Raw genomic sequence first — 20,322 nt, 5'->3', positions numbered from 1 at the left:
GTTTATCTTGTGTATGATAGAGAAAAAGATAAGAAAAAAGTAGTTAAAAAAAATAGTCATATTAATGATTCACTGATGGATTTTGTTGGAGAATATTGTGAGATTGATTTAAAAGAATGGCTTGTGAGTCTTGATGATTGTTATGAAATTAATGGTTTCATTAAAGAAATGGATGATGAGTGGGTTCTTATTGAAACAATCAAGAAAGAAAAAACAAGGACAATCATTATAAGAAAATCTCTCATTAACAGTATTAAAATTGTAAAACAGAAAGTATAAAGGGGTTTGTCAAAAAACAAACCTTTTCTAGTTAAACTTCTCTTTTATAAACGAATCGTTTATAATAGATTTAAGGGGGAATTTAATGATGGACTTTATTAGAAATAATAAGAAATGGTTAATGATAGGATTAACTGGTATGACGATGCTCATAGTTGTTTCTTTATTCTTTCTTTTACCTCATCATGAAACAAAAGATAATGATGAAAAACAGATAGATACAACTTTAGTTGGTGATGCATCTATTGATCCAGAGAATGTTGACGAAATGGAAGAGGGGCAATCTATTCAAGCTAATCAATTAAATATGGTTCAAGGAAAAAGTAATGGAATTGATGTTTCCAAATGGCAAGGAAAGATCGACTGGAGTCAAGTCAAGAAAGATCGAATAGATTTTGCTTTTATTCGTATTGGCTATCGTGGTGAGAATGGTGTCATATATAAGGATGATAATGCTGATTACAATATTCAACAAGCCTCAAAAGCTGGAGTTCTTGTAGGCGTCTATTTTTATTCTACTGCTGTTAATCAGCAGGAAGCTATTGAAGAAGCTAAATGGACATTGCAATGCATCAAGAGTTATAGCATTTCATATCCTGTTGTTTATGATTGTGAAGGTTATAAACATTCATCAAGTCGTACATATAATCTTTCAACAAATGAACGTACAAAAAATGCCATTGCATTTTTAGATACAATTGCAAAAGAAAAATACGAAACTATGTTTTATACATCATTGAGTGATTTAGAATCACATTGGAATATCAATGATATAAAAAATAAGCATAAAATATGGATTGCTCAATATTCAGATGTTATCTATCCAAAGAAACAAACGCCTGATTATGATGGAACATGCCATGCATGGCAATATACAAATAAAGGTCAAGTCAAAGGAATCAGTGGTAATGTAGATATGGTTGTGTGTTATTTTAAAAATGAGAAATCAACTCCTAAGGACACCAATGCCTCAACACCTAAAGTATCTACACCATTAACTGAAGAAGATAAAATATATTCATCAGTTAATGAAAAGGTTACGGCTAAAGAGGTTACAAATTTAAGAACACTTGCTACAACAAAAAGTGATATCGTCACAACGCTTAAAAATGGAGAATCAATAACAAGAATTGGTGTTGGATCAAATGGCTGGTCTAAACTCAAATATAAAAATAAAACAGTTTATGCAATTACCAGTTATTTGACAACGGATTTAACTGTTAAAGAAAAGAAAACAGAAACAGAAGATATTGTATCAGGGCAAGTTTTTGATGCTAAAAAAGATAAAGTCACTGCTAAAGATGAGGTCAATTTACGCTCATTGCCTACGACATCAAGTGATATTGTCGGAACATTGAAAAGTGGAGCATTCTTAGAGCGTACTGCCATTGGACGTAGTGGCTGGTCTCGATTGATCTATAATGGTCAAAGTGTATATGCCATAACAAATTATTTAAGTAATGAAGTTGTCAAAAAACCTGAAACACAACCTGAAGTGTCAAAACCGAGTGATGGATTTAGCGATATCAATGAACAAGTCACAGCAAAGTCAGAAACAAATTTACGAGATAAGCCATCAATGGAAGGAAGCCAAGTTGTTTATACACTTAAAAATGGTGAGTATGTCAAACGTATTGGTGTGAATAGTAATGGCTGGTCAAAGATAGAATATAATGGAAAAGTAGTTTATGCTATTTCATCTTATCTGACTAATTAGGATTATCGAAATATGATAATCCTTTTTTTGATTATTTGTCATTTTTATATGATATGATTGTTATAAAAATGAGGGGAGGGAAAAATGCGAGAAATGATGAATTAGAAATTGTGTATCAGAAGTATTATCGTTCTTTGTTCTTGTTTACATTATCTTTTACTCAAAATCAGGAAGATGCTAAAGATTTATTTGAATTTGGTTCAAGTACACTAAAAGGAATAGAAGATTTACTAGATTCATCTCAATTTAATGTAACTATAACTTTTGATAAAGCATATATAGATATGACTGTATTATGGATGGCTATTGATAGTTATTTAATAGATTTATCACTTGCTGATGGAATCAGTTTATGGAAAAGTAGTATGTATGATTTGACGTTAGAAGCAAAGAAAAAGTAACCATACTTTTATATTGAGAATCAACAACAAATGACTCTTGAAGTCATTAAACAATATTATTTATCCCATTTAAAATTACTACTAGATCATCCAAAAGAAGTCAACATGATAGCAGAAATGTTGAATACAAAAGAAAACACTTCAAGTATAGAAAAAATATATGATTATGTACAAAACGATTTTCAGGTTATTGGTTTAAGAATAAATATCAGAAAAAATGAATGACCTAAAATGTTAAGTGAGAAAAATATACATTATATGTACATTCATGATGTAAAGTGAAGTTATTTGCAAGAATAATAATGCATTTCAACTATATATGAAAATAACGACTACCTACAAAGATAGTCGTTATTATTTTAAATAAGTCCATGTTTTTTCATAGATTCATAAATTGAGTCATCAGCAATATCACCAATGACCTCATCAGCAATATCTTTTAAACCTTGTTTCGCATTCCCCACAGCAATGCCATATTGGCAGTATTCTAACATATCAATATCATTTAAACCATCTCCATAAGCATAAGTATTTTCTCTAGGAATATTTAAATGTTTAATTAAAGCTTCAATTGCAGATGCTTTATTGACGCCAGGAACTGAAAGTTCACCACTTTCATCACCAAACATTGGAACAGTACAATGAATAACATTAAATTCTGACTCAAATTCTTTTTTTATATTTATAAAAGGGAACCCTTCTTTTTCTAAAAAGCAAATTTTATTTACATCACATCTATGCATATCATAACCAGTTTTTAATGATGGAATAAAATGACTTGGTTCTTTTTCTTTTTTTCTCTAGCTTGAGGGTCATTTTCTAAATCTCCATATATAATTGATTCTAATCTAGGAATAAGGTTTTGACTTGCATAGAGACCACCATTACTTTCGATATAGTAATCAAAATGATTTTCTTCAAAGTAATCAATGACATGATTGATTGCTTGACTTGAGACCATATGATGATAGAGCATATCATTACCAATTTCAACAAAACCACCACCAGCTCCTATAATACCATCAAAACCAACTTCTAAGATATGTGAATATATTTCAGCTTTACTTCTTCCTGTACATAAGAAGCAAAGATGACCATTTTGTCTTGCTTGTTGAACAGCTTGAATTGTTGACTCAGGAACATATTCTCGTGCTGGTCTTACATCTACAAGTGTTCCATCAACATCAAAAAATATAATACTTTTTTCCATAATTATCCTCCTCGTGATTGTATTATAACGAAATAATAAAGAAAATAAATTTATTTTCATATTCTGTAATTATTCTTTTCTTTTTCTTTAATTGGAGTAGAATAATGACTAAGTAAGGGGAAATGGTTATGAGGAAAAGTGAATCTAGTGATTTAATACATGGGAGTATTGCAAAATCAATTTTTTGGTTTTCGATACCTCTTTTGGTTGGAAATTTATTTCAGCAATTATACAATACTGTAGATGCGTATGTTGTTGGAAATTATGTGGGTAAAGAGGCTCTGGCTGCAGTGGGAGCATCTTCACCAATAATTAATATGCTCATTGGTTTTTTTATGGGACTAGCAACAGGTGCAGGTGTTATTATTGCCCAATATTATGGAGCAGAAGATAGTGGACGTCTTAAAAAAGCCGTCCATAGTTCTGCTGCTTTGACTTTAGTGATGTCCTTATTATTGACGGTTATAGGACTTTTGGGAACAAATCCAATGTTACATGCTGTGGGGATACCGGCTGATGTTTTTCCTGAATCATCTACATATTTATTAATTTATTTTGCAGGGATAACTTTTAATTTAATTTATAATATGGGATCAGGAATATTAAGAGCAATTGGAGACTCTAAGCGACCTTTATATTTCTTAGTGATTGCCTGTTTGATTAATATTGTTTTAGATTTCTTATTTGTTAAATTCTTTCACTGGGGTGTAGCAGGAGCAGGCTATGCAACACTTATTGCCCAGGCAATTGCTGCAGCATTGGTGACTATCGTATTAATGAAAACGGATGGATCACACCGATTAGAGATGAAACAGATTCGTTTTGATTTTCCAATTCTGAAGAAAATTATTATGATTGGGTTGCCTACTGGAATTCAACAGAGTATTGTTTCTTTATCTAATGTTATTGTTCAATCATATGTTAATGCTTTTGGATCAAATGTTGTTGCAGGATATTCTGCTTCCATTCGTATTGATGGCTTTGTTAATTTACCATTACAGAGTTTTAATATGGCTATTACAACATTTGTTGGACAAAATATTGGAGCAAAACAATATGATCGTGTTAAAAAAGGAAGTCGTTCAGCTTTATGGATGACAGTTGGCGTTATCGGGGCTATGGCTATTTCACTGTTCTTTTTTGGAGAAGAGTTTATAGCAATTTTCAATAATGAACCTGCTGTCATACAAGCAGGACGTACAATGCAGTTAGCATTTGTTCCATTCTATATTGTTTTACCTATTGTACAAATCTACAATGGTGTATTAAGAGGTGCTGGAAAATCTTCTATACCAATGTATATTATGGTTTTTAATTTTGTTATTTTAAGACAAATCTATTTATTCTTTGTTACACAAATAACAAATGAGGTTTTCTATGTCTTTCTAGGATGGCCAGTGACATGGATAACATGTGCTATTATGTTTATTATTTATTATCATAAAGTAAATTGGTTACCCGGATATGAAACAACAAAAGGATAGAGCAATCTATCCTAAAATTTGTTTTTTATCTATTGTCGGTTTTTGATGAGTTTTAGGTTTGTTTTCATCAAACTGTTTGAGAAATTCAATAACCTGATTTGTTAAATATGTTGGTGTTGAAGCACCTGATGATACTGCGACTTTCTTTTTGCCTTTTAAGGTATTGATATCTAAATCTTTGATACTTTCAATCATATAGACTTTTTTCTTGTTTCCTGCAATGGAAGCAAGTTTTTTTGTGTTATTTGAATGAGGGTCGCCAATAATAAAGACGATATCTATGTCTTCATCAATATTTTGAATGGCTTCCTGACGAACTTTTGTTGCAGTACATGTTTCTTTCTCTATTTCAACATGGGGTAAGACGTCTTTAGCATACTCACAAAGATCATAGACATCATATAATGACATAGTTGTTTGATTGGTCATAGTGTATGATTTTTGTGGATCTATTTGATCGATGTCATCTTGATTAGAAATGAGATGAATATGCTGACTATCAATAGAAATAGCACCTTCTGCTTCTGGATGCCCTTTTTTGCCAATATACAAAATTTCGTATCCTTGATTTAATTTATCTTTTATTAAAGTATGAGTTTTAATCACATCAGGACATGATGCATCAATGATATGAAGTCCTTTTTTCTTTGCTTTTTCAAAGACATTATCACCAGCTCCATGAGCTGTAATAATAACTGTTCCTTGATCTATCTGATCAAGAAGTTCCTCTCTTGTTTTATCTTTTTGATCAATGGTATGAATACCTAAATCTTCTAAAGCATTAACAATATATTGATTATGCACAATCATACCTAATATATAAACAGGCTCTTTTTCCTGACTTGCTTTTTTTGCTATCTCGATAGCTCTCACAACACCTTTGCAATATCCTCTTGGAACAATTGCTTTCACTTCCATGTATTATCACCTCATTGCTATTATAGCACAGAAGTGAATATTGTTTATAAGAAATAATTGGTATATAATGAGAAAAAATAGAGAGGTTAGGAATTATGTATATTCAAGAAATATCAAAAGAATTAAATATGTCAAGAAAGGCTATTCATGTTTATGAGGAAAAAGGAATTATTTTTCCTAAACGGGATACATTAGGATATCGTGTTTATACAGATGAAGATAAGCAAACCTTATTAAAAGTGAAGCAACTGAGAAATCTTGATTTTACAGTTCAAGAGATTAAAGAAGTACTCATTGATAAAAACTATCAAATATTTGATATCAAGAAAGATGAATATCAAAAAAAGATGTATGATTTAGAAACATCAGTTCAATTTATTGATGATGTTAAAGAATGTATTATAACTTCAAAAGATATCACATCAATTGCTCAAGATTTAGATGATATTTTTGCATTAAAAAAAGTCACTCCAGTTAAAAATCTTTCGATTGATTTTGATAAAGTTATTATGTGCTTAACAGTATTCGGTTTTTGTTTTGCTTTGAAAGCAGAAAATAATGAAATATTTGAAATCATTGCATGTTTATGTTTTGGTTTGATTTTAGCGCTTTATTATTCTTCTCAATTAAGACTTTTTATATTTCATTTACTAGAGAAATTTCAAAAATAACTTGACTACCCCTTAGGGATAAGCAGTAAAGTAAGTGTGTAAAGGGGGAAATGATTATGATATTTCTTGTTGCTGCTTTGATTTTAGTGGGGTTTGTTATTGCGATTATATGTGCACGATTTGTTCATAAGTGGATTGTTATTAAAAGGTTAATGCGATTATTTGGTTATCCAGTGAATGATGAGAGTTATTCATATTTAAATAAAGAGTATTTTCATAAATTATCTGAATATGATATCAATCAAACAACTGCTGATGATTTTGAATTAGATAAAATTTTTAATCTGATGAATAGAACGTATACTGATGTTGGTAGAGAGTACATGTATGCACAATTATTTACAAAAGAACATAATCATGAATTGTTAGAAAGTCTTATAGAACAATTAGGTACGCAAAAGATATTTGAGAATGTTATTTATGAATTGTATTGCTTAAGTCAAACTTATAGTGAATCGTTAGAGTTATTTGATGATTTGACATTTTTATCTTCATTTGATATGTTGATTGTTATCATGACATCTTTATGTCCATTTTTACTTATTGGTTTATCTTTTATATATGGATTACAAGTTCTACAATATCTTTTTATGTGGTTAGCAGTACAAGGTATGTTATATGCCCATTATACGAAGAAAACCAACCATGCCATGAGTAAAGCATTAAGTTATTGTTATTTAGTCACAACATTGGATCACCTCAATAATTTGCATGTATATCCAGAAAATGAATCAAAAAAAATTCGCCAAATGTCTCATCAGGCATTACGATATACATATATCAATAAAATATGTGATTCGATAGCTATTATTGACGTGTTTTATTTGATGGAATTAATTAAGGGTATCTTTTCTTTACCAATTTATCAATGTTATCTTTTATTAAAACATAAAGATGAATTAAAAAAATCTTATCTGGAAATGTATGAGTATGTTGGTATGGTAGATATGGCTATATCAATGATGTCAATCAGACAAAGTTATCAAACATGTATTCCTAAAGAATTGCAAACATTTGGAATAACATTTGAAGAATGTTATCATCCATTGTTAGAAGTTCCAGTAAAAAACTCTTTTTCAACAACATCATCTTGTATAATTACAGGCTCTAATGCATCAGGTAAGTCTACTTTTCTAAAGATGATAGGTGTTAATATTATTTTGGCTAAGGCATATCATACCTGTTTTGCTGATGCATTTTCTTATTATCCTTATCATCTTTGTAGTTCAATTCATATGAAGGATGATATTGAGTCTGGTGATAGTTATTATGTAAAGGAAATCAAAACATTAAAAGATATTTTAGATCAGGTACAGCAACAACAATGTATTGTATTTATTGATGAGATATTAAGAGGTACAAATGAAAAAGAAAGAGTATGTATTGCAAAAGTTATTTTAAAATATTTATTTGAATCCTCATCATTAATTTTTGTCACAACGCATGATTTATCAATTGTGAAGACTTTTGATGAGATAAATAAGTATTGTTTTAATGATTATGTTCATGGCGAAGAACTTTGTAGTGATTATAAGATTCATAAAGGTATATGTTCTGTTGGTAATGCAATTGCATTATTAGAAGTTTATGGATTTAACCAAGAAATTATAAAAGAACTGAAAAAGCCTAACTAGGCTTTTTCTTGTGGCATCATATTTTCAAAAACTTGGTTTGGCTCATTCACACTGTTATCAATTTCTTGATCTATATCATCAAAATCAAATTGTTTGACTGCTTTAACAACTCTAAAGGCTGTTTTTGCATTGTGTAATACAGGTCTTAATTGATTCACAATAGGAATGATTTGGTTCATTGTATAGAGTGTTTTTTGAGCAGTACGGATGGTTGATGACATAGACATTTGGTTCATTGAATATTTCATCGACTGCAACAAAGATGGTTTTTGGGGCATCATAGGATACATAGGTTGATTATAATACTGATATGAATATGGATCTTGAGGAAATTGTGGATACATAGTAACACCTCCTATACCAATATATGTCATTTTTCATAAGATGTTATTAGAAAAAAATTGTTTAGACTAAAATAATGACAGGAATATATTAATAAATTTATTCATCACTGAATCTTTTATGTTTATTTACAAATAATATTGGTATCATTAAAAAAGTGACTATTTAAGCAAAGTATTTTGCAATTTCATATCATTTATAGTATAATCAAAAGGCTTGAAAGGAGGCGTTATTATGAAATTATTTGAACAATATCAATTGAATCCTTTTGTTAAGGAAACATTAAGAGATTTAAAATTTGAAACACCTACAAAAATACAAAAAGAAATTATTCCACTTGTCTATAAGCATCGAGATTTAATTGGAATATCTCAAACAGGGACAGGAAAAACACATGCGTTTTTAATTCCTATTATGGATATGATAGATATAAATAGAGATTGTGTTCAGGCTGTTATTACAGCACCAACACGTGAATTAGCTACTCAAATTTATGAACATGCCAAATTATTTGTAGAAAACAATCCAGAGATACGTGTATCTCTTATTATTGGTGGAAGTGATAAACAAAAAGCTATTGATAAATTATCAGTGCAGCCACATATTGTGATTGGAACACCAGGGAGAATAAAAGATTTATCTTTAGATGAACATGCCTTAAAGATTACGACAGCTGATAAATTTGTTATTGATGAAGCAGATATGACTTTAGAATTTGGTTATTTAGAAGATATAGATGCAGTACTTGGAAAAATGAAAGAAGATTTACAGATGATGGTATTCTCTGCAACAATACCACAAATGTTAAGACCATTTTTACAAAAATATATGGATAATCCAAAGATTATTGAAATAGATGATGATTTAACAACATCTCGAAATATTTCACATTACTTAGTTCCAACAAAACATCGTAATCGTTATGAAGTTTTAAAAGATATTATGAAAATTATTGATCCATATATCTGTTTGATTTTCTGTAATAAACGTACAGAAGTTGCGGAGGTTGCTCATCACTTAAGAGAAGATGGCTATAAAGTTGGGGAAATTCATGGTAATTTAGAACCAAGAGAAAGACGTCAAATGATGAGACGTATTAAGAATATGGAATATCAATATATTGTTGCAACTGATATCGCAGCTAGAGGGATTGATATTGATGGAGCAAGTCATATTATCAATATGGAATTTCCAACTGAATTAGATTTCTATATTCATCGAAGTGGACGTTGTGGACGTGGTAAATATACTGGTGAATGTTATAGTATGTATGATACAACAAATCAAAATATTGTTGAAACATTAGAGAAAAAGGGAATCACTTTTGAAGTGAAAGAGTTAAGAGGAAATCAATTTGTTGAATCTCAGAGTCGTGAGAAACGTAAATCTAGAGAAAGACAACAAACGGATTTAGAAAAGAAGATTAATTCAATTGTGAGAAAACCTACAAAAGTGAAACCAGGTTATAAAAAGAAAAGAAAAAGAGTGATTGAGAAAATGGTTAAGCAAGAAAAACGTGCAATTATTAAACAAGATATTAAACGCCAAAAGAAAGAACGTGCGAAACAATCACAAAGGGAAAAACGTGAAAGAGAGGCTCAAGATTAATGTTAAAAATTGGTAGTCATGTTTCTATGAGCGGAAAAGAAATGATGTTAGGTTCTGTAAAAGAGGCATTATCTTATGGTTCTACAACATTTATGTTTTATACTGGTGCACCTCAAAATACAGCAAGAAAACCAATAGATCAATTACGTATTGATGAAGCAAAAGAACTTATGTCACAAAACAATATTGATATTAATGATGTTGTGATTCATGCTCCCTATATCATTAATTTGGCTAATACACTCAAACTTGAAACGTTTGATTTAGCAGTTCGTTTCTTAAAACAGGAAATTGAACGTTGTGAAGCGATTGGAGTATCTAGACTTGTCTTGCACCCAGGATCACATGTGAAGGCAGGCGATGAAGCTGGACTTCAGCAAATTGTCAAAGGTTTAAATGAAGTATTAACAGAAAATCAGAAGGTACATATTGCACTTGAAACAATGGCTGGAAAAGGTAGTGAACTTGGTAGAGATTTTGATCAAATTCAATATATGATTGAAAATGTTAAATATAATCATTTATTAGGTGTTTGCTTAGATACATGTCATTTACATGATGCTGGTTATGATTTAACAAAATTTGATGATTTATTAAATGAATTTGATGAAAAAATAGGAATAGATCGTTTATTGGTTGTTCATGTGAATGATTCTAAAAATGAGCAAGGTGCTCATAAAGATAGACATGAAAATATTGGATATGGATATATTGGTTTTGAAACATTGAACACTATTGTTCATCATCCTAAATTAAAAGATGTTCCTAAGATTTTAGAAACACCTTATATTGGTGATCATGCACCCTATAAAGAAGAAATTGAAATGTTTATCAATCAAACTTTCAATAACGGTTTAAAATAATTGTTTAATAAAATAATTATCTTTTGACAAGTGAATTCACTTGTCATTTTTTTTATATAATTTTCTATAATAAATTGATACTGATCATGGACTAATGCAAATTGATTATTTTTAATAATAGATAAAACCTGTCTTTGCATGTCTTCGTCTAGTTCAATATCAAATTCTTGTAATAGAATCTTAAAATCATCTAACTTTAATTTTGATATATATTCATTGTTTTGATCTCGCATTATCTTTCCTCCTTACCTATAAAGTATGAAGGTTTTCTCAAAATAATGACTATAAAAAAGATATTTATGAAAATAGTTGTTGACATACTGTACTTATAAAGTATATACTGTACATGTAAGGTGAGTACAGTTAGGAGGGGCATATTGGAAATTATATTAAGTAACAGTTCTCCAAAACCAATTTATGAACAAATTACATCACAGATTAAAGCAATGATCATGAATGGAACATTGAAGCCTGGTGATGCATTACCTTCTATGCGTATGCTTGCTAAGTCATTGCATATTAGTGTCATTACATCACAACATGCTTATGAGGATTTGGTAAGAGAAGGTTTTATTGAAACTGTAGCAGGTAAAGGAACGTTTGTTTCCAATCAAAATAAGGATTTTATTAAAGAGGAACAATTAAGAATAATAGAAGGAAAGATAGAAGATATTGTTGAACAGGCAAAAATAAATGACATTGAATTATCACAATTAGTTGATATCATGACAATGTTTTATGAGGGGGATTAATATGGATATGATTTTAGAGTTAAAGAATGTATGTAAAAGTTTTGATGATTTTCAGTTGAAGAATGTCTCTTTACAGGTGCCAAAAGGGACAATTGTTGGATTGATTGGTGAAAATGGTGCTGGTAAATCTACAATTATCAATATTATAGAAGGGTTATTAAAAGAAGATAGTGGTGAAATTTATGTTTTTCATCAGAATATGCGAGAACATGAAAAAGAAATTAAACAAGACATTGGAATTATCTATGATACTTGTCATTATAATGAAAAATTTAAAGTTAAAGATGTTGGAAAGATGTTAAGTCTTGTTTATAGAAATTGGGATCAGGAAAAATATATAGAGTATATTGAAAGATTTCAGTTACCTAAAAATAAAAGTTTAGATAAATTTTCTAAAGGTATGAAGATGAAGTTATGTTTTGCAGCAGAACTATCACATCATCCAAAACTTCTGATTCTAGATGAAGCGACAAGTGGTTTGGATCCTATTGTTAGAGATGAAATCTTAGAAATTTTACAGGAATTTATTATGGATGAAGAACATGGGATTTTGATTTCTTCACATATTACAAGTGATTTAGATAAGATTGCAGATTATATTACTTTTATTCATAATGGTGAAATCTTATTAACAAAGACATATGATGATATTCATAATGATTATGGAATTATTAGATGTGGTCAAAAGATATTTGAAGCTTTACCTAAAGATGAGATTGTTGCTTATAAAAAAGAAGAATTTGAGTATAAGGTTTTAGTTGAGAATCGTCATGACTTTGAAAAAGTTTATCAGGATTTAGTCATTGATAAAGCAACTATAGAAGATATTATGTTGATGTATGTAAGAGGGGTAAGAGTATGAAAGCATTGATTTATAAGGATATGTTCGTATTAAAACAAAAAGGACAAATTTTTTCGTTTTTATCCAGTACTATAATAGCAATTATCATTGGTCTATTTTTTAGAAATCTTTATGGGTTAGCGTTAATTGTTGTTTTATCTATACCTATTGGAGGTTGTGGTTTTGTCCAGATTGTTATGGAAAAAGAAGAAAGAACTAATTTTGATAAAAGAGTTATTTCTTTACCAGTCACAAAAAAAGAAATTGTTTTAGCAAGATTTATCACATCCTTTATTTTCCTCATGATTAATATGCTCATTGCTCTTATTTATGCCCTGGCACATGTTTATCTATGGCATATCGTAACACTTGATGTTGCTTTATTACTATGGGTGATTGGCGTATTACTTGGATTTTTCTTAATTGGATTAAATTCTATTGGTTATCATTGGTTAGGTGCAAGAAAGGGAACTTTTCTTTATCTTGTGGTTGTAGGGTTATCAATTGTTGTTTATCTGCTTATTTTCTTAGGACTTGATGTAGAACAATTCTTAAGTTTAGGTTCAACTATTCTCTTTCTCATAGGTTGTGTATTCACAATTCTGACTTTATTCATTAGTTATTTTGTTTCACTCAAGATATTTGAAAGAAAATATTCATAATAAAAATGGCAAGTTATTCGCTTGCCATTTTTAATATCTCTTCTTTAAGTACTTTGACCATATCTTCTTGTTTGACTTTTCTAATAATTTCACCTTTTTTAATTAATAATCCCTCATTCACACCACCAGCAATTCCAATATCAGCATGTTTTGCTTCTCCAGGGCCATTAACAGCACAACCCATAATAGCAACTGTAATATCTGCATGAATGGTATTTAAGAAGTCTTCTATTTCACTTGCTATAGGAATTAAATCATATTGAATACGTCCACAAGTCGGACAAGAAACAAGCGTAGGAACATTTGTGATTAATTCCAACTCTTTTAATAATGTTTTTGCAACCTTGATTTCTTCAACTGGATCAGCACTAAGTGATACACGAATGGTATTTCCTATACCCTGATATAACAATATACCAAGACCCAAACTTGATTTAATTGTTCCTCCAAGTTTAGTTCCTGCTTCAGTCACACCAATATGTAAAGGACAATCAAAAGTCTCACTAGCTAGTTTATAAGCTTCAATTGTTAATAAAGTATTTGATGATTTCAGTGATATTGCATAATCATGAAAATCAAGCGATTCTAAAATATCAATATGTTTTTGAGCACTTTCAATCATTCCTTGTGCTGTGGGTTTTCCATACTTTTCTAATATATCTTTTTCAAGAGATCCACCATTAACCCCAATACGAATAGGAATATGTTTTTTCTGACAAGCTTCTACAACAGCTTTAACCTTTTCTAAAGAGCCAATATTGCCAGGATTAATTCTAATTTTATCTATACCATTTTCAATCGCAATTAATGCAAGTTTATAATCAAAATGGATATCAGCAATTAATGGAATATGAATGTGTTGTTTGATTTGTGAGATAGCACGAGCATCTTCTTCATTTAATACTGCCACTCTCACCATTTCACAGCCAGCATTTTCTAATTGATGAATTTGTTGAACTGTTGCTTCAATATCTTTAGTTTTGGTATTACACATAGATTGAATAATGACATGATTATTACCACCAAGTGTTAAATTTCCAACTTTAAATGAACGTGTCTGATTTCTTAACATAATATAACCTCATTTCCTTTTTTATTATACCATAAATTATGAAAACGCCTAAAGATATAAGATAGAAATGATGAAAAAATTTTATTAATTGTTTTTGTGTTATTTATAAAGGATAATAAATGTGAGGGATTTTTGTTTTTGGTGTGTATATAGAAGTGAAGGAGGGGATAGGGATGGATAATCTTATTATTGAAAAAATGAAACAACATGATGAATCTGGAATAGTTCTTTTAAAAAACATTTACCTCCCACTTATTCTCTATATCCTTCAATCATTTCCACTTAATCATCAAGATCATGAAGAATGTATCAATGACATTATATTAAAAGTTTGGAATTCTATTGATCAATATAATTATCAGTTATCTTTAAAGAATTATATTGCATTAATTACACGTAGGGTTGCTCTTAATTATGTCAGAAAAAAGAATCAATATCCTTTATCATATGAAGATATGGATATCTTTGCAAGTGATGATCAATATGAGAAAATACCTTGGGATCATATTTTGAAGAAATTAAATCATAAAGAAAAGATTCTTTTCTATCGTCGATATTATTATTTTCAAAGTATTGAGACAATTTCATTAGAATTAGGAATGACATATAAATCAGCTGAAAGTCATTTGTATAGACTAAGAAAGAAATTACAGAGGTTCATTAGAGAGGAGGGTTATGATGGATGAATATAAATCTAAAGAACTTATGAAAGCTATGGATATGATTAGTCCATTTCAAAAAGTGATTGACTTCTTTATTGTTGGGTTTATTGTTTCTACTATTCAGTTTGATGTTGGTTATTTGCCTATATTAAGTACATTGGTATCATTACTTTGCTTTTATTTAGGATTGAGAATGGTAAGAAAAGAAAATAAAGCATTCTTTTGGGCCTATGTCATAACAATTATTTTAATGATCAAGACCTTTATTCAGGCAGTGATTCTTGCGACAACTATGGAATATCCTTCAGTGTTTTATTTCACATTTATCTTTCTTAAATTTTTACAAGTTATACTTATTTGTTCTGGCTTGAAACAATGTATTCCTTATCAAAAATATCCAATGTATATATTGTTAAGTTATGTGATGATGCAAGTAGGTTTGTGGATAGATATCAATGAGATAACTTTAATCTTATTTATGATTGGGTTTATTTCATTATTATATCATTTGTTACAATGTCAAAAGTATCTTGTGACTTATCAATATCAGTTGAAATTAGCACCTATAAAGATAGGTGAAAAACTTATGAGTTTTTGTTATATTGGTATAACAGTTATAATTGTTATGAGTATAACAGTTATTTCGCCATTTTTGAATTACGAGTATGTTGAAAGAACTGTTCCAGAGTTTTCTTATCATGTTTTAGATTATCAAGAAAGGAGTCATTCTGATTCACTTATAACTCAGGAAAAAGAACAGGTAACCATTTATGAATATGATCAAGATCATTATTTGTATGTCTATCATTTTCAGTTTACAGATATTCAGCAACTGATGACATCACTCGTTGTTTCTGTTGAACAGCAGCAAGGGAATACTGAACAAGTTGTACAGGATATCTGGGTGGGAGATGGAAATAAACAATATCAAATTCAAAGTGAGAAAGAAATTGAACACAGATTACCACCACAGTTTAATAGTTTTGGTTATGCTAATGATTATTATGTTGTCGATGTCTCACCTCTTGTCCATGATTTAGATATAACGATTAGTATTTTAGTCAATAAAAATGAAGATTCTACACAGAGCGAATATAATTTTGTATTCTATTTCCAAAATGGTTTTGGTTATCCTTATTCCCCAGATCGAGGTCTATGTATTAGTAGAGGTTTTCATTCAATTAATGGAAGTTGGGGTTATCATGAAGAATAGTGATGTTAAAGGAGGGTTATATTTTGATGGGATTTGTCATAATATACATTGGTGATAATATGTGGTTTGGATAGTTAGTTTTTTAGAATTTCTTTTAGGCTCACTTATGCATTTTGCATATAATGTTTTTCCTTACACATTTGTTGCAATACTGACCCCTATTCATGAAAGCATTTTTGAGCATTTAAAGTTAGTTTTATATCCTATGCTAATATTTGATATTATCTTATGGTATAAGTATTATCATAAAGATTTGTCAGCTATTGCACCAATGCTTATTGGCATCATTGTTGGCTGTTTGAGTATTGTTTTGATTTATTATTTCTATCATTGTGGTTTAGGTGTTAATAGTTTGATTGGGGATATTTTCTTATTGTTTGTTGGGATATTATTAGGAAATATTATGATGATCATGTTTTATAAATTTCATTGGACTATGAATTGGAAAGTTAGCTTATTGATTTTGGTAAGTATAATCATTATATTTAGTTATTGGACATATTGTCCACCAGATGTTCCTTTATTTATTGATTATAGTTAGTTTTATTTTTAAGATTCAAATAGAAATATGCTATAATGGAAAGAGAAAGGGATGGTAAAGATGTTAGATCATTCAATGAAATCTGCGATGAAATTTTTAATCACTGGTTATATTCTTTCATCAATAATTATTCAGATTGGCTTTATTGCTGAAATCCAGGAATATCTTTCTGTTTGGTGTTTTCTGTTTGGACTTTATATTTTAAGAAAAGAAAATCGAATCTTTCAATTAAGTTATGCTATGCAAATTGTTTTCATGTTCATGTTTATATTTTCTAAAATACTCTTATATATAACACCATTACAAATTCCTTTAAGTTTAACATGGATTATTTTTACAATACAAAGTATTCGTAATTTGATAATTTTATATGGCTGTCATTTATATTTGCCATCAATAAATTTAGTTATTGTCATGGTGTGTGAAATGACGTTAATTGTTTTAAAGATATTTTTCCAAAGTGAGAATATCCACATTGTCTTTGCACTCATCATTATTTTATTGATTATCACTGTAGGATATCAGTTATATAAAGGTCTTAAAGAAGCTGAGCATTGTTCACTAAAAAATAATGTATCAAAGATACCTATTGGTAAAATGGTCAGTATTTTCTTGATTGGTGGATTGGCTATAAGTATTGCAACGCTTTATATATGGCCATATCTGGTTTATAAGTATACAGATGAAAAACAAGAGTTAACTGTTGATTATCAATTGACTGATACATTAACTTTATCTAATGGCTGGAAAGGTGATATTTATCAATATAATGAGAATGCTAATGTTTATGTATTTCATTATAAAGGGAAACTCCCTAAGAAGTGTTCTTATATTGAGATTACACCACCTTATAGAGCATATGGTGGATATCTTTCATTAGATTATGCTTATTTTGGAAATGGATCAATGAATTATCACTATGATGAGAGATATTCAAATGGAGCTAATGATTTTTTGACTTTTGGACAACAGTTTGCTGGTTATCGAATATATATCAATCCTTCAGATGATACTTTTGAAGCTATACTTCAATATAAGGAAAACTTTGAAGAGGAAAGTAAATATCGTTCAGAGGAATTCGTATTTAATGTTTGCTACTATGAATATGGAAAAATAAATAAAATTTCTCAACAACAAGTAATTTTTCAGTTAGATAATCTAAAATGGCGACCAGAATTAACAGAATAATAGTAGAAATATTATGATAATGATTGATTTAGTTATCTCATCTTCTAAAAATGGTTATGTCTGTGGACTGTGTGTAACGGCCACATATAAAAAAACAATCTTACACATTGGTATGAAAAATTCTCCTTTTTAAGAAGGAGAATTTTTAGTTTAAAGAGAGGATGGGATTTTATGAGATTTAAAAAATTAAAAGACTCATACTATGAAGCTATAAAATTAGTTGATCATGAAGTTTTACATAATGATAATGGAAAGAGACCATATATTATTCTTGTTGATTTAATGTATAAAGGGAAAATACAAACTTTTGCATTATTGTGTAGATAAATAGTTGAATAATGTGTATTTTTCATAATATCACCAATAAAAAAGCACCTGTATAAGGTGCTCAATACTGTTAAGATGTTGTCTTTTCTACAGGTACCATTTTAAATGCTATGTATTTTCAATAATGTTTTCAAATTCATTCAATATTTTTTCAAAATATTGGAAAGCATCATCATATAATTGATCTTCTAATGGATTTACAAGAGCATCTTTTAACAAATCAACTGGATCCTTGCTGCCACCAGATTTTAAGAATTGTAAATAAGCATTCTTTTGTTTTTCATCACCATTTAAAATACGAGAAACAATAGCTAATGCAACAGTCATTCCTAATGTATATTTATAAACATAATAATTATAGTAGAAATGTGGAATATAATAACAAGAATAACCCACATATTCATCCATAGTGACGTCAGATCCATAATACTCTGCATTTTTTTTGTGATATAAATCTGTAATCGTTTGAGATGACATAGGTTTACCTTCTTTAGCCCAAGTATGCAGAATATGTTCAAAATCAGCATACATAGGCTGTCTAAAAATTAAGCCAACACAATTCTCTAAGAGTTCATATAAGAAGTAAGCTTTTTCTTCTTTTGAAGAAGCGTGTTCTAACATATAATTGATTAAGAGTGTTTCATTCACTGTTGATGCAACTTCAGCAACAAAGATACGATAATCACAATTCACAGGTGATTGATTGTGACATGATAAGTAAGTATGTGCACTATGTCCTAGTTCATGAATCATTGTAGATAAAGAATTATAATCTCCAATAAAGTTCATAAGAATATATGGATTCGTATCATAACATCCACTAGAATAAGCACCAATACGTTTACCTATATGAGGATAATAGTCTATCCATCTTTCATCTCGTGCTTTCTTAATAATATTAACATAGTCATCACCAAAGACTTTGACAACATCAAGAATAATATCAAAGCATTCATCAATTGTATATTTTTTTGTTTGAAATTGCACTAAAGGAACACTTAAATCATAATTATACATACAATCTAATTGTAATATTCTTTTCTTTAATGCGTTATAGCGATGAAATAAAGGACGATATTCTTCATTGGCCTTTTGTAATATTTTAAAGAATAATGAAGTTGGTACATTATCATCAAATAGGCTTGCTTGTAGTGGATCATCAAATTTCTTGACATCTGCATAAAAAGCATCTTTTTTCATAACTCCTGATAATGTAGTCGCAAAAACATTTTCAAATCTCTTATATTCTTTAAAGAAATGATGATATGCTTCTTTTCTGACTTCTGGATTCTTATTCTTTAAAAACTCAGTTAATGTTGCACTATTTAGGAATTTCTCTTCACCATCAATATGAACAGGATCATAGTCTAATCTTAAAGCATCAAAAACTTGAGATGAGACATCAGAAATCGTTGATGTTTTAGATATTAATGTTTCAATTTCTTGTGAAAGAACATGTTTCTTTTGACGTAAAATTTCTGAAATAGAATAACGATAATCAGAGAGTCTTTCATCTTGAATATATTGGTTGACTTTCTCACTTTCGGCAATCATCGTAACAGTATAAAAGTCTAATGAAGATGTGACTTGATCATAAAATGTAAGTATAGATGAATACATTGTTTGGTACTCTTGTTGGTTAGGTTCTACATCACAATGAAGATGAGCAAAACAATGTAATTTTTGAATATAACGAGATAACATAATATAATCTTCATGAAATTTTAAGAAACTATCTGTATGATTTAAGAACGTTTCTTTTTGTTTGATTAACTGATTTAATAATTCTTTGGCTTTATCTAAATCATTATAAAAATCTTGTTGATCATTATAAATATATGATAAGTCCCATGTATCTTTTTTATCAATGCTTGATCTTTCCATAATTTCCTCCTTATATTTCTATATGATATGTCTTTCAATGATTTTTGTCAATA

General features: G+C 29.3%; 23 protein-coding genes. 16 read left to right on the top strand and 7 right to left on the bottom strand.

All coding sequences use genetic code 11. The features are described from left to right. From BN350_RS09380 to BN350_RS09370, 3 genes are all read left to right on the top strand, one after another. Window positions 1-279: hypothetical protein (locus BN350_RS09380; RefSeq protein ID WP_028043369.1), on the top strand; the 279-nt coding region annotated here is incomplete at its 5' end. A gap of 88 nt (window positions 280-367) precedes the next feature. Then, on the top strand, window positions 368-1,996 hold the full coding sequence (locus tag BN350_RS09375; protein WP_028043368.1) for a GH25 family lysozyme: 1,629 nt from the start codon (window positions 368-370) through the stop codon (window positions 1,994-1,996). A 68-nt stretch (window positions 1,997-2,064) separates the two neighbouring features. Further along, entirely contained in the window at window positions 2,065-2,397 is a 333-nt protein-coding gene (locus tag BN350_RS09370) for a hypothetical protein (protein ID WP_147573559.1), read from the top strand. Between the two features lie 359 nt (window positions 2,398-2,756). Here BN350_RS09370 and BN350_RS21660 read toward each other — a convergent pair whose 3' ends face one another. Further along, complete coding sequence (locus tag BN350_RS21660) at window positions 2,757-3,140, bottom strand: HAD family hydrolase (protein WP_261797175.1); 384 nt, start codon at window positions 3,138-3,140, stop codon at window positions 2,757-2,759. 14 nt (window positions 3,141-3,154) lie between these two features. Beyond that, window positions 3,155-3,607, bottom strand: coding sequence for an HAD-IIB family hydrolase (locus BN350_RS21655; protein WP_261797174.1), 453 nt, complete (start codon window positions 3,605-3,607; stop codon window positions 3,155-3,157). Between the two features lie 128 nt (window positions 3,608-3,735). Here BN350_RS21655 and BN350_RS09355 point away from each other — a divergent pair, with 128 nt between their 5' ends. After that, window positions 3,736-5,091, top strand: coding sequence for an MATE family efflux transporter (locus BN350_RS09355; RefSeq protein ID WP_044600228.1), 1,356 nt, complete (start codon window positions 3,736-3,738; stop codon window positions 5,089-5,091). A 6-nt stretch (window positions 5,092-5,097) separates the two neighbouring features. Here BN350_RS09355 and BN350_RS09350 read toward each other — a convergent pair whose 3' ends face one another. Beyond that, window positions 5,098-6,009, bottom strand: coding sequence for a 4-hydroxy-3-methylbut-2-enyl diphosphate reductase (locus BN350_RS09350; RefSeq protein WP_028043364.1), 912 nt, complete (start codon window positions 6,007-6,009; stop codon window positions 5,098-5,100). Between the two features lie 95 nt (window positions 6,010-6,104). Between BN350_RS09350 and BN350_RS09345 the strand changes: the two genes are divergently transcribed. Together BN350_RS09345 and BN350_RS09340 are read left to right on the top strand one after the other, a co-directional pair. Then, a complete protein-coding gene (locus BN350_RS09345; protein ID WP_028043363.1) occupies window positions 6,105-6,680 on the top strand; it encodes a MerR family transcriptional regulator in 576 nt (191 codons plus the stop codon). Between the two features lie 56 nt (window positions 6,681-6,736). Then, window positions 6,737-8,314, top strand: a complete 1,578-nt coding sequence (locus BN350_RS09340) for a MutS-related protein (RefSeq protein WP_028043362.1) — start codon at window positions 6,737-6,739, stop codon at window positions 8,312-8,314. Here BN350_RS09340 and BN350_RS09335 read toward each other — a convergent pair. After that, window positions 8,311-8,658, bottom strand: coding sequence for a hypothetical protein (locus BN350_RS09335; protein WP_028043361.1), 348 nt, complete (start codon window positions 8,656-8,658; stop codon window positions 8,311-8,313). The two genes, BN350_RS09340 and BN350_RS09335, sit on opposite strands and share 4 nt — an antisense overlap. 232 nt (window positions 8,659-8,890) lie before the next feature. Between BN350_RS09335 and BN350_RS09330 the strand changes: the two genes are divergently transcribed. Together BN350_RS09330 and BN350_RS09325 are read left to right on the top strand one after the other, a co-directional pair. Next, window positions 8,891-10,264, top strand: a complete 1,374-nt coding sequence (locus BN350_RS09330; RefSeq protein WP_028043360.1) for a DEAD/DEAH box helicase — start codon at window positions 8,891-8,893, stop codon at window positions 10,262-10,264. Further along, window positions 10,264-11,127: a deoxyribonuclease IV gene (locus BN350_RS09325; RefSeq protein WP_028043359.1), complete on the top strand. Its 864-nt coding sequence runs from the start codon at window positions 10,264-10,266 to the stop codon at window positions 11,125-11,127. The genes BN350_RS09330 and BN350_RS09325 overlap by 1 nt, the downstream gene beginning before the upstream one ends. Here BN350_RS09325 and BN350_RS09320 read toward each other — a convergent pair. After that, window positions 11,100-11,360: a hypothetical protein gene (locus BN350_RS09320; RefSeq protein WP_028043358.1), complete on the bottom strand. Its 261-nt coding sequence runs from the start codon at window positions 11,358-11,360 to the stop codon at window positions 11,100-11,102. The genes BN350_RS09325 and BN350_RS09320 overlap by 28 nt on opposite strands. A 144-nt stretch (window positions 11,361-11,504) precedes the next feature. On the opposite strand from BN350_RS09320, the gene BN350_RS09315 reads away from it, so the two are divergent. The 3 genes from BN350_RS09315 to BN350_RS09305 are packed head-to-tail and all read left to right on the top strand — an operon-like array spanning window position 11,505 to window position 13,382. Continuing rightward, window positions 11,505-11,879 carry a GntR family transcriptional regulator gene (locus BN350_RS09315; protein ID WP_028043357.1) on the top strand — a complete coding sequence of 125 codons (375 nt, stop codon included), beginning with the start codon at window positions 11,505-11,507 and terminating at the stop codon, window positions 11,877-11,879. A gap of 1 nt (window position 11,880) precedes the next feature. After that, window positions 11,881-12,741 (top strand): ABC transporter ATP-binding protein, encoded by an 861-nt coding sequence (locus BN350_RS09310; protein WP_028043356.1) that lies wholly within the window; start codon window positions 11,881-11,883, stop codon window positions 12,739-12,741. Continuing rightward, entirely contained in the window at window positions 12,738-13,382 is a 645-nt protein-coding gene (locus BN350_RS09305; protein WP_028043355.1) for an ABC-2 transporter permease, read from the top strand. Before BN350_RS09310 ends, BN350_RS09305 begins: the two co-directional genes overlap by 4 nt. Window positions 13,383-13,395: 13 nt before the next feature. Here the strand turns inward: BN350_RS09305 and ispG are convergent, their stop codons facing one another. Then, a complete protein-coding gene (ispG, locus tag BN350_RS09300; protein ID WP_028043354.1) occupies window positions 13,396-14,454 on the bottom strand; it encodes a flavodoxin-dependent (E)-4-hydroxy-3-methylbut-2-enyl-diphosphate synthase in 1,059 nt (352 codons plus the stop codon). Between the two features lie 173 nt (window positions 14,455-14,627). Here ispG and BN350_RS09295 point away from each other — a divergent pair, with 173 nt between their 5' ends. The 5 genes from BN350_RS09295 (at window position 14,628) to BN350_RS20625 (ending at window position 18,385) form a co-directional block, all read left to right on the top strand. Beyond that, a complete protein-coding gene (locus BN350_RS09295) occupies window positions 14,628-15,140 on the top strand; it encodes an RNA polymerase sigma factor (RefSeq protein WP_028043353.1) in 513 nt (170 codons plus the stop codon). Continuing rightward, a complete protein-coding gene (locus tag BN350_RS09290) occupies window positions 15,133-16,329 on the top strand; it encodes a hypothetical protein (protein ID WP_028043352.1) in 1,197 nt (398 codons plus the stop codon). The genes BN350_RS09295 and BN350_RS09290 overlap by 8 nt, the downstream gene beginning before the upstream one ends. A 61-nt stretch (window positions 16,330-16,390) precedes the next feature. Further along, window positions 16,391-16,870 (top strand): DUF6512 family protein, encoded by a 480-nt coding sequence (locus BN350_RS09285; protein WP_028043351.1) that lies wholly within the window; start codon window positions 16,391-16,393, stop codon window positions 16,868-16,870. Window positions 16,871-16,921: 51 nt separating this feature from the next. Next, window positions 16,922-18,058: a hypothetical protein gene (locus BN350_RS09280; protein WP_028043350.1), complete on the top strand. Its 1,137-nt coding sequence runs from the start codon at window positions 16,922-16,924 to the stop codon at window positions 18,056-18,058. A gap of 171 nt (window positions 18,059-18,229) precedes the next feature. Next, entirely contained in the window at window positions 18,230-18,385 is a 156-nt protein-coding gene (locus BN350_RS20625; protein ID WP_155849099.1) for a hypothetical protein, read from the top strand. Between the two features lie 108 nt (window positions 18,386-18,493). Here the strand turns inward: BN350_RS20625 and pepF are convergent, their stop codons facing one another. Then, window positions 18,494-20,269, bottom strand: a complete 1,776-nt coding sequence (pepF, locus tag BN350_RS09270; RefSeq protein WP_028043349.1) for an oligoendopeptidase F — start codon at window positions 20,267-20,269, stop codon at window positions 18,494-18,496. Window positions 20,270-20,322 lie beyond the last annotated feature (53 nt).

This window comes from Candidatus Stoquefichus massiliensis AP9 (assembly GCF_000455285.1).
In the GTDB taxonomy this organism is placed as follows: domain Bacteria; phylum Bacillota_I; class Bacilli_A; order Erysipelotrichales; family Coprobacillaceae; genus Stoquefichus; species Stoquefichus massiliensis.
The sequence above is the reverse complement of the archived record's forward strand: the minus strand, read 5'-3'. Positions and strand labels throughout refer to the sequence as shown.

Bases quoted from the DNA above. Each gene is read 5' to 3' on its own strand.
- BN350_RS09295 (WP_028043353.1), top strand. From the start codon at position 14,628: ATGGATAATCTTATTATTGAAAAAATGAAACAACATGATGAATCTGGA.
- pepF (WP_028043349.1), bottom strand. From the start codon at position 20,269: ATGGAAAGATCAAGCATTGATAAAAAAGATACATGGGACTTATCATAT.
- BN350_RS09355 (WP_044600228.1), top strand. From the start codon at position 3,736: ATGAGGAAAAGTGAATCTAGTGATTTAATACATGGGAGTATTGCAAAA.
- BN350_RS09350 (WP_028043364.1), bottom strand. From the start codon at position 6,009: ATGGAAGTGAAAGCAATTGTTCCAAGAGGATATTGCAAAGGTGTTGTG.
- BN350_RS09320 (WP_028043358.1), bottom strand. From the start codon at position 11,360: ATGCGAGATCAAAACAATGAATATATATCAAAATTAAAGTTAGATGAT.
- BN350_RS09330 (WP_028043360.1), top strand. From the start codon at position 8,891: ATGAAATTATTTGAACAATATCAATTGAATCCTTTTGTTAAGGAAACA.
- BN350_RS09290 (WP_028043352.1), top strand. From the start codon at position 15,133: ATGGATGAATATAAATCTAAAGAACTTATGAAAGCTATGGATATGATT.
- BN350_RS21655 (WP_261797174.1), bottom strand. From the start codon at position 3,607: ATGGAAAAAAGTATTATATTTTTTGATGTTGATGGAACACTTGTAGAT.
- BN350_RS09305 (WP_028043355.1), top strand. From the start codon at position 12,738: ATGAAAGCATTGATTTATAAGGATATGTTCGTATTAAAACAAAAAGGA.
- ispG (WP_028043354.1), bottom strand. From the start codon at position 14,454: ATGTTAAGAAATCAGACACGTTCATTTAAAGTTGGAAATTTAACACTT.
- BN350_RS09370 (WP_147573559.1), top strand. From the start codon at position 2,065: ATGAGGGGAGGGAAAAATGCGAGAAATGATGAATTAGAAATTGTGTAT.
- BN350_RS09345 (WP_028043363.1), top strand. From the start codon at position 6,105: ATGTATATTCAAGAAATATCAAAAGAATTAAATATGTCAAGAAAGGCT.
- BN350_RS09310 (WP_028043356.1), top strand. From the start codon at position 11,881: ATGGATATGATTTTAGAGTTAAAGAATGTATGTAAAAGTTTTGATGAT.
- BN350_RS21660 (WP_261797175.1), bottom strand. From the start codon at position 3,140: ATGCATAGATGTGATGTAAATAAAATTTGCTTTTTAGAAAAAGAAGGG.
- BN350_RS09375 (WP_028043368.1), top strand. From the start codon at position 368: ATGGACTTTATTAGAAATAATAAGAAATGGTTAATGATAGGATTAACT.
- BN350_RS09280 (WP_028043350.1), top strand. From the start codon at position 16,922: ATGGTAAAGATGTTAGATCATTCAATGAAATCTGCGATGAAATTTTTA.
- BN350_RS09325 (WP_028043359.1), top strand. From the start codon at position 10,264: ATGTTAAAAATTGGTAGTCATGTTTCTATGAGCGGAAAAGAAATGATG.
- BN350_RS09340 (WP_028043362.1), top strand. From the start codon at position 6,737: ATGATATTTCTTGTTGCTGCTTTGATTTTAGTGGGGTTTGTTATTGCG.
- BN350_RS09335 (WP_028043361.1), bottom strand. From the start codon at position 8,658: ATGTATCCACAATTTCCTCAAGATCCATATTCATATCAGTATTATAAT.
- BN350_RS20625 (WP_155849099.1), top strand. From the start codon at position 18,230: ATGAGATTTAAAAAATTAAAAGACTCATACTATGAAGCTATAAAATTA.